Genomic DNA, 14,871 nt, shown 5'->3' with positions numbered 1-14,871 from the left:
CGTTCAACCCTCGAAAAATCAGAATTGAACCTGAATTGAGTGTTTTTTAAACAAAAACGGATGAAATGGTGGGAGAGCTGTCACTGGGCGGGGTATAGAGTGATTTGGCAAAAAGTGCTATTTTTTTTCCTGTTTTAAGGTATTTTATAATTTTCATATTAATCAATTAGTTAATAAATATCAGTTTAAATTCTGACTTAATTCTTATCTGCTTTAGCCAAGAAAAAGGGCTATGCCCGTTAAGACATAGCCCTTCATTCATCAGCAGTTATCCTTACCCAAGCCGATTAAACGTTCCCTGCGTCACATTGAAACCTTTCTCAAGGCTATCCATATAGTCGGCATACCATTGCAGCATCTCGCGTCTACCATCGAGATATTGCGCATGGTTGTAGGTGCCACGGACAGCATTCTTATCAACATGCGCCAATTGGGTTTCAATCCACGCGGTGTTGTAGCCCTGTTCGTGAAGAACTGTGCTCATGGTATGACGGAAGCCGTGACCCGTAACCCGGCCTGTATAACCAATTCGCTTAAATACCTGATTGATACTGGCTTCGCTCATGGTCTTACTGGGATCATTGCGTCCCGGAAACAGTAAAGGAAATTGCCCCGTCATCGCTCTGATCTGTTCGATGATGGCTAAGGCTTGGGTAGAGAGCGGGATGATATGGGGACGGCGCATTTTCATGCGTTCAGCGGAAATTTCCCATAGCGCTTTCTTGGTATCGATTTCTGACCATAACGCACCGCGCAATTCACCTGTTCTCAGGCCAGTAATGATCAGCAATCTTGCTGCCAGCACCATCAGTTCACTACCAGAGTAGCCAGCAAGGGCTTTAAAGAAAGCAGGAAGCTCTTCAGTTGTCAGGAACGGATAATGTGTAGACTCATGCCCCTGCATGGCACTGGTGAGATCAGGCGCGGGATTATACTCGGCTCTGCCTGTGACGATAGCGTAGCGAAACACTTCGCCGCAGCGTTGACGCACTTTCTTGGCTTTCTCAGTCGCGCCTCGGTCTTCCATCTTTTTCAGCACGTTTAGCAGTTCCAACGGCTTGATGTCTGCGATAGGGCGTTGACCAATGAACGGGAAAACATCTTTGTTGAACGCTTCAAGAATGTCAGAGGCATACCCTGCAGACCATTTCTTCACTTTCATGTTGTGCCATTCGAGCGCAATTTCTTGAAAGGTGTTTTTGACCTGCGCTTCACGCTCAACTTTTTGTTCTTTTTTCACCTCTAAAGGATCGATACCCCCAGCAATACCCTTTCGAGCTTCATCACGTTTTGCTCTGGCATCAGCCAAGGACACATCGGGATATACCCCCAGCGCCAATAACTTTTCCTTTCCATCGATACGATACTTTAAACGCCAGTAGCGTGACCCGTTGGTTTTAACCAATAAGTAGAGGCCACCACCATCAGCCATCTTGTAGGGTTTCTCTTTGGGTTTGGCAGTCTCCACCTGTCTGGCATTGAGCTTCATCTGGGGGTATCTCCTTTAAACCGAACAGCGAATACCCCCATTGATACCCCCAACTCACCGTAGATTTCTATGAACGTGAGTAGACGAGCAGAGACAATAAGGGCCGTTAAATCGCGTATTATAAGGGTTTAAAGGGTGTTTGAGTAGACTTAGGGAGACGTTAAAATAGGGAGGATGGTGCCGATAATAGGAGTCGAACCTACGACCTTCGCATTACGAATGCGCTGCTCTACCAACTGAGCTATATCGGCCCTGAAAAGGACATGTCCACGAATGTGAACACGGGGTAGAAGGTTAAAACTAACCGGGCGATGCGTCAATGGCCTTGTGAATCAAACGCCTATTTTTGCATCATCCGCTTTCAATTACGCACGAATCGTGTCAACACAAGAACGCTTGTACACGGTTGGTTATGACTATAGCCAACGACGAACCCGTTGCTCATAGCGTTCCCATTCCGGCCCGAAATGTTTTCGCAACTGTTCTTCTTCAAAATCGATATGCAATCTGGCTATCACCAGCATAAATAATGGTACAGCCAGTATCCCGGCGAGGCTGCCGACGCAGAAAGCGAAGGCCAACTGGAGTCCGCTCATTCCAAGGTAAATAGGGTTGCGGCTCCAGGCGTAACAACCTTCGGTAACAAGCGTGGTCGTTCTTTCCGTATGAAGCGGGTTCAGCGTCGTGCGTTTCATTAGCATTTGCCACGCGGTATGCAGTATCACCCACAGACTGACGCTGGTCAGTAATGCGCTGATCACGATATTCACCGCACCGAATATGAAACGTGGACTCGCCGTCATCGCATCCGCTGCGAGGAAAAGTACTAAGATGAGTGGTGGCGGAAACCAGACTCTTAATTTTCGCAGGAAATGACGCATAACGACTGAACCGGCTTGATGAACGCTGATACCGCTATAAATACCCTGTAAAAAACACATAGACAAACGATGTTTCACTCACAACAGGCTATCGCCTTCACCAGGCAGACTCTGTAGTACTAACTTCGGCAAAAATACTGGCATCAGAGGCATACGCCCCTGATGTTCCCGTCAGGTTTCATGATGAGAAAGTGGAATCCGGCGCTGATTCAAATAGACCTACCGACTGCTTGTAAAAACGCATAAAATCATCAAACATCACTGGCGGTAAAAATTGATAACCCTGTAGGTAATCAACATTATTTTTTCCTAACCATTGCTGCTGATAACCATGTTCAACCCCCTCCGCCACCATACGTAATCCCAGGAGTCCAGAAAGGTGAATGATTGACTCGAGCATAGGGATATGTTGCTCAACATCTTTAATAGCCTTGATGAAAGTTTTATCAATTTTTATAACATCCAGGTCTAACTCATTGAGATAGCAAAGGTTAGCATATCCCGTCCCAAAATCATCTAAAGCAAACAAAACCCCTTTGTTTCGCAGCGATCGTATCAGCTCTTTGATGGCAGGAGTAATAGTGAGCGTCTGGTTTTCGGTTATTTCAATCATCAATTTAATCGGTAGCCTTTGTGTTATCTCCATAAAGTTAAGGCATTCCCAATAGAAAACGGGATTACTTAAACCTGATGGGCTGACATTAAAAGAGACAAATAGAGTTTTATTGATATCCTCACTTCCATCGACCAGATTACGCGCGACGGTAGTCATTAAATAGCTCGTTAACTCATTCATTAAGCCACTTTTTTCAGCCAGTGGTATAAACTCACGTTGAGAAATTGCATAGTTATGCCCATGTGGCCAGCGAGCTAAAACCTCAACACCACAGACATCTCCATTGATATTTACGATGGGTTGAAAATAAGGAATGATTTCTTCATTCCTTATTGCCATACTCAGTCGACCAGAATCTGAGATATCATATGCATCGCCGTATATTACATTCTCACCAGAATGACTGTTCGTCGGACAACCATCATGCAATAAATTATTTCTGGTTAAAAAATGATAGTTTCATTAAAATGTGAAAAACCCAGACGAGCGGTAATTCGTTCCCGGTATCTATACACTGATTTAATGGTTAGCGAGTTAGCAATACAAAAATCGTGCAATTTTTCTTTTGTAAATGATGCATACAGCATTTCCTCCTCAAATTCAGACAAATGAAAAGTAAACATCGTTGAACCTTTAGTGACTTCCACAACCTCAATGGGTGCCATCAAATTGGCTCTTAGCTGAAAAATCAACTGTTCCGATAATTCCCGTCCATTAATGAAAGCATACTCTTCGTACCCTCGATTAACAGAACGCGTTTCATTCATTCGCAGAACAATACAGTTTATATTGATAAATTGTGTACTATTTCTTTGAAACCATTTCCTGACCAGAAACAATGGTAACCGATTATCGATAATCAGCAAACAGGATGGATACCGTGGAATAATTGACTGAGTACCAGAAATAAATGATCGCGCATCAACCAGCACCAGATTTGGCAACCACGATTTTATTCCTGAGAAAAGGAAAATATCATAACTGAGAAGAAAAACCTTTTTCGTATTCATAGTTATCACCAACTTTAATTTATGGCATAGCAGGCCCCTCGTTTTATACACGAGAGCATGTACAACACCTTCAACCTCCAATAATTATAAGGCGGCGCGTGAGTTAACTTTTTCCATAAGTTATCTCATGCAGGTTAGGAATTTATAATCACAACTGTCCATATGAGTATCCCCGTAAAATAGTAAGGCCTTTTAAAAGTTGAAAAAGGAATATTCCTGATTCCTAAGCAGCACAAATAAAATCGCTCACGTTGACAGCAAGTCAAAATATAAAACCATAAAATCAAAAAACGACAACATATGTAACTAAAAAAATTATTCTGCCAGACAAACCATGAACACATGTCATAAATTTCTTATCCCATAACCATTTCCAGCGATATGGATCACATTTCATTAGAAAAAAAACTGGCTTAACATGAGCTACTCAGTAATATCATCAGGAACATTATCATTTAATTTTTTGACGATAGCCGCACGACGAATCTTTGATATCACGCTGCTTCAGGCTTTTCTGGTGGAATCACACTCAACCTGATCATTAATTATACACCCCATGCAATCTGACTCTTAAATACCGTAATATTGAGTACGTATGAAAAATTTCATCTATTCTGAGCTTATGACTGTATTTTATAAAGATACATACTAACGATTGAGTTTGAAGCACCCCTGCCCCACAGGTAAATATTTCTGCAAGGCAACTATAAATTTTCTGTTTTGTGTTTTTAGTTCACTACTATGCCAGGTCTCCCCGGGTAACACATAACGCATGATGGCTTCATCATCTGTTGAATGGCACCCCCGGTGTACGATGACCTTAAAAAAAGTATTCCCGGTGTTTTTCAGTGTCCCGTTTCTCTCATCAACCGAGTATGCCAGATTGATTTTTCTCGGACGAACAACCAGTATAGTATCCATGGCGATTACCGGGAGCGCCGCTCCGCCTTTCCCTTGATTGCGCTGGGTAAGCAGCGTTATCGGCATTTCGCGAAACAGAATTCGATAATAACGTTCCTTATCATCCTGTGGACCACGGTAGAAAATCTTAAAAAATTCGCTCGCCTGCGGTGCCAGTGAAAAATTCAGTGGTGTAAATAAAAGTTCGCCTTCGGCAATAGCGCTTCTGTTTTCACCACCTGGCCCCGGTTTATCAATTTTTACTGCGCTAATACTGTACAAATTCTGTTTCTGGCTATCGTTATAGATTCGTTTACTGATAAACGATTTATCCGATGGCATCTCATAAATAGTCGACTCCAGATAAACAGCCTGTACAGAGCATGCAGTCAGCGCAGACAGCAAGACAAATACCCATCTAAGTGCCAAATGGCAGCGATTCATGGCGTGACTCCCACCCAATTCGCCGTGACTTTTATCTCTCCACTGGCACTGACGACACCTTCCCAGTCCGCACCAGAAACGGTTAACAGCGAACGTGAATCATTCATTGGGAAAAGCAGTTTCAAATCAGTTGCATAATAGCTTCCATCATCGTTGTTATTTGCGTCCCAGGGCGTCTGTTGCCACTGCGCATCACTCATGTTGATTGCCGCCTCACTACAGCTGTTTCGTTTCTGTACCACGCCCCCCGACTGACTGTTGTACTGAAGAAAGGCGGGAATTGGGACGGATAGCCCTCCTTGCGTAGAGGTAAACAGGCAATAAGGCACATTGTTTATCGTTGTACTATCCCCAATAACCTGGGCGGTAATGCTATCGGCCTGACGGGGTCCGGAGACAGTCACGGTGTAATCCATCTCAATCGGAGCGGCATCGCCAATCGTACCGCTGCCGCTTGCAGAAGTAGTATTATTCGCAGAGATAATACTGATCCCATACTCCTTCGGCACAATATTAAGCTGTAGTGAAGGTGTAAACTGGTAATATCCAGACTCTGGTGTTAATCCATTATAAAAACCAAAAGTAAACGGTTGACTATTAGTAATGCTGATTCCTGAATCGACGAGATTTTTCAGAAATGCTTTCGACAGAAAAATATAAATATATTCCCCAGACGTTGTGAAAACGTTGTAATACGCTGTTGAAGTACCATAGTTATACCAGTTTGAACCATTCCCGGAGTATTTCACCGTAGTCGAACCCGGCGTAAAACCAAGCATTGCTGTGTCAACATAAGCTCGAAACGTCAGAGAGGCGGTCAGATTAGCCGTTTGTTGCAGGTTATAGCTTACCATCTTGCAAATCACACCATCGGTGCCGCCTACCACGCCAAGTTCACAATAACCAGAGTCTTTGGTGATGCTCGGCGTTCCATCGCTGGCGACCCACAACTCCTGAAATGCGTTGGTAGAAACTAAAGATAAATGGCCTCTTTTGTTTAATGTATAGGGTCTGATGTACCAATTACCACTACTCTGGTCTTTGCAACGTTGTCCAGCCGCATAATCATAGTCAATCGTTGTTCTGCAAAAATTGAGATTGTAGGTCTCTGAGCCACCGACTGACATATTGCGAAAATATTCATACGCCGAGTCAGTCAGCGATGCAAAACCATAGTATCCACCGGCAATCCCCGCTCCGGTTGCTTTGGTATGATAAAAACCAAATTGATCGGTTAGTTCTGCAGGTATGTAGCCAGATGCCGGACAATTAGCGCCAGTTGTGCAACGAATACCACGGAATGGTTCGCTGATTGGCGAATTATCAATCCACATATCCTTGTAGTATGTAGTATTAGCTACCCAACCAACGATACCAATGTATCCAAGGCTATCCTGGTCATTTCCATATTTTACCCAAGTATTCGAGCCGCTAATACGGGGATCGAGGGAAGAAGGAGTAATAAAATATTCGTTATCAACGTTGTTTTCTATAAATAAATAATTGTTGTTCACAGCCGCCTGAGTGGACGCAGAAAGCGCCCATGCCGAGGGGGATAACGCAACGAAGACACTCCCGAGAATAAGAGACAGAGATTTATTCATTATTAATACCTTATCGTTGTGCCATGGTGGTTTGCGTTGCACATTTCACCTCGCCAACCCACGCCGCGCCGCGTGCTTTTTCCAGATCAAGATCAGCTTCACATACGCTGCCATTGGCTGAAATTAACGTGATGACCGGATATTTTTTATCAATATCGATAGCAAACTCACCCTTTTCATCCGTGCGCGTTTTACCAATATGGTTATGAATATCGGTATTTGCAGCCAATTGCCCATCAGGGTAGCGAATACGCCCGAACACGGTGACCATGCTTTTAATTTCAGGGTTAATAACGCCAACGTTCCCCGGATAAAGCGTCAGTTCCTGTTTGCGTCCTGAAACAATATCGAAGCTGTCCTCAGAGTTCTTATCATTGAGGATCTCCAGCTTGTATTGAGCATAGGGCGGGAGTGCAATGAAATTGGATTTACCGCTGAGAAGATAATTACGATTATTAATCTTCGCAGCCAGTTTCCCCTCGCCGGTCAAATCTGTTTTCACGATGACACCAGACCGCTGCCTCTCTTTACTCAGACCGAAGTCTTTGCCAGCCCACGCCAGAGAGCCTTGAGAAGAGAAGTTCATATTGGTGGAGTTATCCGCGGAACGCGTTACCGATACGGTACCGGCGTTATATTTCGTGTCATAACTCAGATTGCCATTTATCGAATAATTGTTGTCGTAATATTGTTCACCACTCAGACGGGTTGACGCCGCCAGGCCGACCGATTTAATGGGACCTTCAGCATACTGCTTGCGCGCGCTGAGATTCCCCTGGGTGCTGCCATAGCGATCCCGGGAGACCCCCATGCTCAGCCAGGAAGCCAACGGCAACGATAAATCCAGGCTGACATAACGTTCCTGTCTCCCATCGTCATTTCGGTTGTTGTAGTAATAACGCTGGATCCCAGCACGCAGTCCAACCGAGGCATACCTGCCAGAATATAGAGTAGTGCTGTAATCAAGGTTACGGTATTTATTGCCGGAATAACGATTCTCCGTCTGACTCACGGTGAGCGAACCGCCATGAGGAATAAACTTTCCGAGGTTCAGCGTGCCGCCAATAGAATAATTGTCACGTTCCTGCACCGGCAGACGATCGCCAATTTTACTGTCTTCACGAGATGCCCAAAGAGAACCATACCCCTCAGGCACATTGAGATTAATGTTACTGATGTTTCGCCATGACGAATCGTTCGCTACCAGCGTCTGAGCGCCAATGCTGACGTATTCATTCACATTGAGTGTGACATCCGTTTCATTGACCGCATTGTTGTCAAAACCGTAGATCGTCGACTTCAGACCTAACCCCGACAATATCGCCAGCGTTACCGATGCGGCCCCGCCGGCAATCCATGTCTGCTCGCTGCCCAAATCACGATAATGGTTACGCTTATAGCTCACCCGATCATAATCCAGTGAGCCGCCAAAAAACTGCCACGAGAGCTGATCAATTCCAGCAGCCTGCTGGCGGGCAAAGATTTTATTAACCCGGCTGATACGACTATTAATCGTCCGGCCATTGACCACGATATCTACCGTGACGTCATAAACTCCATACGGAAAACGACTGGTATCAATTTCATAGCTGCCCATATTAAAGTTCTGCACGCTGAGCAATCGCCCGTCACGAAAGACATGAACCTCGCCAGCTGCTGGCAAAAATACGGTAATCGGCGTGAGTGAAAGCGCGGTGTTTTCAACCACCGTATTTCCTTTGTTTCCGTAGCTCACGCCGTAAATTTTACCGCCATTCAACGCATTCAGGCTGGCAATAGACTGGACATTCCAGGTGTCAAGCATCCCGAGCGCCAGTCGATACCCGTTATAATCGCGCTCATACATCGCCCGATAGAGTTTACTGGTACTATTGCTATCGCCTATGCCGTAAAACGAACCGTTAATGTTGATGTGGTGTTCACGTAGCGATGTTGTATTGTCCATCGTCAGATAACTGCGGGTGCTACTGCCGTTACGATAGTCGTTGTAGTAAGTGCCGAAGTTATAATTCAGGATGTTGGAGAGCGTCTCCACGCTGGAAGGCCCGAGCAGACTGCTGCGTGCGACAATCGCTTCAGTTAACGCATCTTTGCTGACGATCATCTCCAGGTGAAATGAAGAGACATTGAGTTGCAGGCGCACATCATCTGACAGTTCAATATTCGTGTTGTCATGAAATTTCACATCACGAATTTTTTCCACCATCGCGCGGGTTTTCTCAGAGAGCACCGCATTATTGGGCAATTCAGCAAGCGTCAGGGCTTTAACGGTAATATTGCCATCAACAAGCGCAATAACCGCATCGGCAATTTTTTGCTGACTTTTCTCGTCAGTCTCGTTGTAACGAATATATACCGGCACCGTCATTCCCTGCTCCAGTGAACGGGCGAAAGCGCTGGGAATAACGTAATTACCCACTTTTACTGGGGCTGCATGTGAAAATCCTGGTGTCAGCGCAAGAAAAAGACAAAAGCTACCGCCGACAATATTATTTGTTGTCATATGCATCCTTACATTCCGGTATTTTTATTTATCCCGTACAGATGGCTGCAATCGACCATCACTTCACTGTAATAAACTGTTTACCGTGCCAGATACCGATCCGTGAACGGCTATTGCTAATGTCGGTAAACTGTAATTTTATTTTCGTACCCGGCATAATGTAATAACGTTCGCGACAGCCTCGTCCCCGATCGCGGGCCTTATCCTTACATGCTCCATAGGCGATCACACGAAACGAAACATTGCCGGTATTGGTAATAACATCGCCATGTCGGCTATATTCAAAACGCTCCTTTCGCGGCGCCACCACCAAAATAGTGCCAATTTCAGCGGATGCTGTCGCAACAGCCATTTTATTGGCCCGGGTTTCTGCGCTCTCGGTGACCGGTTCATCAATCCATTGCAGACGATAATAACGCTCGACATCATCTGCAGGTCCTTTATAGAAGAAACGAAATACATCCTTCGCCTGACCAGGCAGAATAAGATTGGCAGGTGTAGAAAGTAACTCTCCAGAATTAACAGGCTTTATTTCGATACCACTCGCCAAAGGTGATGACAATTGTTTTACCGAAACACTGACATAACGTGCCGAATCTGTCGTATTGGCAATTTCTTTCGATAATGAACTCTCAGCAGAAGTCATTATCGATGTAATCTCACCGACATTAATTGCCCAACTGGAAAAAGATGTTACTAACCCTACCAACATTGCTGCCGGTAAATATTTTTTCATGACACCATTCCTGATAAATTCGGGAGAAAATATTCTCCCGAATCTTTATTGCTTAGGCAGACGGAGTCGTCCAGGTTGCATTGAACTGTACTTTTACATCGCCAGTCCAATAGCCGTCCGGCAGGGCAGAGTAATCCGTTACTGCCTGGGTACCATCAGAAGTCGCTGACGCGATGGTGAATTTGAAGTTGGATTGATCGCTGACACGAGCAGCACCATTATAAGCGCCATCAGCCATCAGGCTTTCAAGACCAGAAGTCGAGCTGGAGTTGACCAGGACGGTATCTGATGAATTAGTCAGCGGGGTGCCATTCCATGCCACCCCGACGTTCAGGGTAGAAGCATCGCCACTGGCGTTAGTCAGAGTATTGCTAACAATCTGAGCAGTCAGTTCAAAATCAGTGGCGGTCTCCTGGCCTTGAATGGTCACATCAAATGCGCCATCCTGGGAGTTGAAGCCATTCAGACCTTCCGCATACTGAAAGGTTAAAGAATTCAGCGGGGTGACAACCAACATGCTGGAGGTATCTTTTGTTGCCGTCGCATCCCACGAGGCTGTTGCAGAAGCAGTAACATCCGCCATTGCATTTGCCGCAACAAATACAGAAGCCAGAGAGGTCACTAATAATAATTTTTTCATTTTATCTTCTCCTAAGAACAAACTCACCACCGAGTCTTATTATTAAGTCACTCCAGCGGTTCCATTATTGCGAGCCAGAATTGCCGCGCCCCAAAATTATCATTTGAATTAAGTAACATCTCAACAAACCCTGAAACGCAGAAATTATAAAAGACTAAGAATTTTCCCACAAAAAAAGACCTCTAAGAAGTTTCCTAAGAGATATTTACTCAAAACAAGCCTCGCTCCAGAATTATCACCCAAACAAATAAGTCACAGCAATCAATTCATCTTTTTTATGTTTTTGATATTTATCAAAAATGTCATACAAATAAATTCATACCAAAATCCTTACAAAACATAAAGATAATCAAAACATCCATATTTCATCCAGAATGCTTATTCTTTGTTGCAATTTTGCTAAAATTTATCCTTCACAAGAAAATTCTCATAAAACTTTCGTTTGAAGGGGAATATTCTTATAAACAAAGCACAAGTCTGGAGGATTAATATTCGAATTGATAATTATTTCACACAAGTAATACCAAGAATTTTCCATATAAAAAGAATATTCCTGGTATTACCAGATAAAAATTATGTGCATAAAGGAGAGAATTAGATGAAGCTTTTCAAACCAAGGTAACTATTAAGTGTTACCGTACGTACCCGATGTATGGTAATCAAATCCTGTTGTTCGAGTGATTTTAATGAGCGGCTGACGGTTTCAATTTTAAGGTCGAGATAACTGGCAATTTCTTCCCGGGAAAAAGGCAATCGAAGCGTCGTTTCCGGTCTGCCAATACGCAAATGCATCTCGTAAAACTCCACCAGGAAAGCGGCGATTCTGGCCTCCGCGTGTTTATTCGCATAACGCCGCAATTTCTCAACAATGAACCCATTATCTCTGCACAGAAACTTGATGACTGCTGCGGCAACTGAAGGATCCTTCTCTGCGACCTTGAACAACCGCGCGATGTCGATATGGCAAACTTCCGCAGTCGTTGCAGCCCTGATGGTGGTCAGATACGTTCTCCCTTCGACAGCATCCAGCGCCATGATATCCCCTGGAACATAAAAGCGGCTGATAAAAACGTTATCGCCACATTCCACGCTGGACTTGCAATACCCCTCATGAATCACAAAAAGCATCTCTGCGGCTTCATCCTGCCGAGCGAGAATCTCACCTGCTTTAAACTTCCTTCTTTTGTCTATTAACTTGTACTCATTATCACGATCAATAGCCGTTCCCTTTGGACACAGCGAACAATGGCGGGGTGGGAACGGATTGCCGAGCGGCACAACAGGAATACTAAGCTTGTGAATATCCGATTTCACGCAATAACTCCTCATAAAAATGAGACTGATTCTAATAGAACAAGCGTTGGGAACAATACGTGAACCGCAGACCAGGAAAATTCATGCCTGACAGGGAAAATTCTGTGATAGTTCGCTTTTCTGGCGCAAACGAGAATATAAGTAAATCGGGTCTGCTGCGGATGATTAAAAACGCAGAGCTGAAAACAAACGCGGATACGGCGAAGAAGGTTAAAACAAACCGGGTGATGCTTGTATGGCTTTGCGAATTAAACGCCTGTTTTGCATCACCCGGTTTCAATTACGCACGAATCGTGTCGTCGCCGAAGCCAATCCACTTATAGGTGGTCAGTGCTTCAAGTCCCATTGGGCCACGCGCGTGCAGTTTTTGCGTACTCACCGCCACTTCAGCTCCCAGTCCAAACTGGGCGCCATCGGTAAAACGGGTGGAAGCATTCACGTACACGGCAGAAGAATCAACTTCATTCACGAAACGGTTGGCGTTGCTGAGCGTGCGCGTCAGGATAGCGTCTGAGTGCTGGGTGCCGTGTTCGCGAATGTGCGCGATAGCACCATCCATATTTTCGACCACCACAACGTTCAGATCCAAAGACAGAAACTCGTTATCCAGCTCTTCCGGTTTCAGCGGCACCAGTTTGGCCGGGCCATGCAGTACCTGCATCACGATTTCGTCGCCGTGCAGCGTAACACCGCTTTCCGCCATCTTTTGGCTTAACGCAGGCAGGAAATGCTCAGCGATATCCTGATGCACCAGCAAGGTCTCCACGGTATTACAGGTGCTCGGACGCTGGGTTTTGGCGTTGACGATAATCTTCAGCGCTGGAGCGATTTCAGCAGAATCATCCACATAAATATGACACACGCCTATGCCGCCGGTGATGACCGGGATAGTCGACTGCTCACGACACAGCTTGTGCAGGCCCGCGCCACCGCGTGGGATCAGCATATCGATGTACTTATCCATACGCAGCATTTCAGTGACCAGCGCGCGATCCGGGTTGTCGATCGACTGCACCGCTGCTGCGGGTAAACCGCAGGCTTCCAGCGCCTTTTGGATCACCGCCACGGTCGCGGCGTTAGTCCGGTAAGTCTCTTTCCCGCCGCGCAGGATCGCCGCATTACCGGTTTTCAAGCACAGGGAGGCAACATCAACGGTAACGTTAGGACGCGCTTCATAAATCACGCCAATCACGCCCAGCGGGACGCGACGACGTTCAAGACGCAGTCCGCTATCCAGCAGGCCCCCGTCAATCACCTGCCCGACCGGATCAGCAAGATTACACACCTGACGCACATCGTCAGCAATCGCTTTCAGGCGCGCAGGGGTCAGCGCCAGGCGGTCGAGCATCGCTTCGCTCAGACCATTTTCACGCGCCTGTTCTACATCCTGCTTGTTAGCGCTAAGGATGCTTTCCATTTGCGCTTCCAGCTCATCGGCTATTTTTTCCAGCACGCGATTTTTTTCGCGGCTGGAGAGCAGCGCCAGCTTGTATGACGCAGCTTTGGCAGCAATGCCCATTTGTTCCAGCATATGCCTGTTCCTTAACGGGTAATCATGTCGTCGCGATGGACAGCAACCGGGCCGTATTCATAGCCAAGGATGGTGTCAATCTGCTGTGAGTGGTGTCCGGCAATACGGCGAAGCGCGTCGCTGTTATAGCGGGTCACGCCGTGGGCGATATCACGCCCTTCGAGATTGCAGATACGAATCACTTCACCACGAGAAAAGTTGCCTGTCACGCTTTTAATGCCTTTTGGCAGTAATGAACTGCCGCGTTCCAGGATCGCAGCGGTAGCCCCCTCATCGACGGTAATTTCCCCGGCAGGCGGCGCGCCGAAAATCCAGCGTTTACGGTTTTCCAGCGGAGAGGCCTGAGCATGAAAACGCGTCCCAACGGAAACACCTTCCATCACATCACCAATCACGCCCGGCTTGCTGCCCGCGGCAATAATAGTGTCGATTCCGGCGCGGCACGCGACATCTGCGGCCTGCAATTTAGTGCCCATGCCGCCCGTTCCCAGGCCAGAAACGCTGTCGCCGGCAATGGCGCGCAACGCATCGTCAATACCGTGAACGTCTTTAATCAGCTCCGCCTGCGGATTGGTACGCGGATCGGCGGTGAACAGTCCCTGCTGATCGGTCAGCAGCAGCAGCTTATCGGCTCCGGCCAGAATCGCCGCCAGCGCCGAGAGATTGTCATTATCGCCGACTTTAATTTCGGCGGTCGCCACCGCGTCATTCTCATTGATGACAGGAACGATGTTGTTGTCCAGCAGCGCGCGCAAGGTATCGCGGGCATTAAGAAAGCGCTCTCTGTCTTCCATATCCGCACGCGTCAGCAGCATCTGCCCGATATGGATACCGTAAATGGAGAACAGCTGTTCCCACAGTTGAATCAATCGGCTCTGCCCTACCGCCGCCAACAGCTGTTTCGAGGCTATCGTCGCCGGGAGCTCAGGGTAACCAAGATGCTCACGCCCGGCGGCGATCGCGCCTGAGGTAACGATAACAATACGATGCCCTGCGGCATGAAGCTGCGCGCACTGGCGAACCAGTTCTACGATATGGGCACGGTTCAGGCGGCGCGATCCGCCCGTTAACACACTGGTGCCAAGTTTTACCACCAGCGTCTGGCTGTCACTCATGATTCTCTGCCATTCAAAATTGGGAAAAATGATATCAAACGAACGTTTTAGCAGGACTGGTCCCGGTTGCCAACAGCCAGCGCACAAA

General features: G+C 46.4%; 10 protein-coding genes, 1 tRNA gene and 1 pseudogene. All 12 read right to left on the bottom strand.

Annotated features, from left to right (window positions below; all coding sequences use genetic code 11):
• Nucleotides 1–274: 274 nt before the first annotated feature.
• Entirely contained in the window at nucleotides 275–1,489 is a 1,215-nt protein-coding gene (locus FHD02_RS13790; protein ID WP_129329191.1) for an integrase arm-type DNA-binding domain-containing protein, read from the bottom strand.
• Between the two features lie 175 nt (nucleotides 1,490–1,664).
• Nucleotides 1,665–1,740: transfer RNA gene (locus tag FHD02_RS13785), tRNA-Thr, on the bottom strand.
• A gap of 165 nt (nucleotides 1,741–1,905) precedes the next feature.
• Complete coding sequence (locus FHD02_RS13780) at nucleotides 1,906–2,370, bottom strand: isoprenylcysteine carboxylmethyltransferase family protein (RefSeq protein ID WP_220394001.1); 465 nt, start codon at nucleotides 2,368–2,370, stop codon at nucleotides 1,906–1,908.
• A gap of 178 nt (nucleotides 2,371–2,548) precedes the next feature.
• Nucleotides 2,549–3,996 (bottom strand): annotated as a pseudogene (locus FHD02_RS13775) (EAL domain-containing protein).
• 648 nt (nucleotides 3,997–4,644) lie between these two features.
• On the bottom strand, nucleotides 4,645–5,340 hold the full coding sequence (locus FHD02_RS13770; RefSeq protein ID WP_061383053.1) for a fimbria/pilus periplasmic chaperone: 696 nt from the start codon (nucleotides 5,338–5,340) through the stop codon (nucleotides 4,645–4,647).
• Complete coding sequence (locus FHD02_RS13765; protein ID WP_042310368.1) at nucleotides 5,337–6,944, bottom strand: hypothetical protein; 1,608 nt, start codon at nucleotides 6,942–6,944, stop codon at nucleotides 5,337–5,339. Before FHD02_RS13765 ends, FHD02_RS13770 begins: the two co-directional genes overlap by 4 nt.
• 10 nt (nucleotides 6,945–6,954) lie before the next feature.
• Nucleotides 6,955–9,447, bottom strand: coding sequence for a CS1-pili formation C-terminal domain-containing protein (locus tag FHD02_RS13760; RefSeq protein WP_220393977.1), 2,493 nt, complete (start codon nucleotides 9,445–9,447; stop codon nucleotides 6,955–6,957).
• A 58-nt stretch (nucleotides 9,448–9,505) separates the two neighbouring features.
• Nucleotides 9,506–10,183 carry a hypothetical protein gene (locus FHD02_RS13755; RefSeq protein WP_220393976.1) on the bottom strand — a complete coding sequence of 226 codons (678 nt, stop codon included), beginning with the start codon at nucleotides 10,181–10,183 and terminating at the stop codon, nucleotides 9,506–9,508.
• 52 nt (nucleotides 10,184–10,235) lie between these two features.
• Nucleotides 10,236–10,823: a common pilus major fimbrillin subunit EcpA gene (locus FHD02_RS13750; RefSeq protein WP_042310373.1), complete on the bottom strand. Its 588-nt coding sequence runs from the start codon at nucleotides 10,821–10,823 to the stop codon at nucleotides 10,236–10,238.
• A gap of 594 nt (nucleotides 10,824–11,417) precedes the next feature.
• Nucleotides 11,418–12,137, bottom strand: a complete 720-nt coding sequence (locus FHD02_RS13745; protein WP_220393975.1) for a Crp/Fnr family transcriptional regulator — start codon at nucleotides 12,135–12,137, stop codon at nucleotides 11,418–11,420.
• Between the two features lie 280 nt (nucleotides 12,138–12,417).
• Entirely contained in the window at nucleotides 12,418–13,668 is a 1,251-nt protein-coding gene (proA, locus tag FHD02_RS13740) for a glutamate-5-semialdehyde dehydrogenase (RefSeq protein ID WP_220393974.1), read from the bottom strand.
• Between the two features lie 11 nt (nucleotides 13,669–13,679).
• Entirely contained in the window at nucleotides 13,680–14,783 is a 1,104-nt protein-coding gene (proB, locus tag FHD02_RS13735; protein WP_003031373.1) for a glutamate 5-kinase, read from the bottom strand.
• Between the last annotated feature and the right edge of the window lie 88 nt (nucleotides 14,784–14,871).

The sequence above is a fragment of the Citrobacter sp. EC_71 genome (assembly GCF_019584005.1).
Classification (GTDB): Bacteria; Pseudomonadota; Gammaproteobacteria; order Enterobacterales; family Enterobacteriaceae; genus Citrobacter; species Citrobacter werkmanii.
The sequence above is the reverse complement of the archived record's forward strand: the minus strand, read 5'-3'. Positions and strand labels throughout refer to the sequence as shown.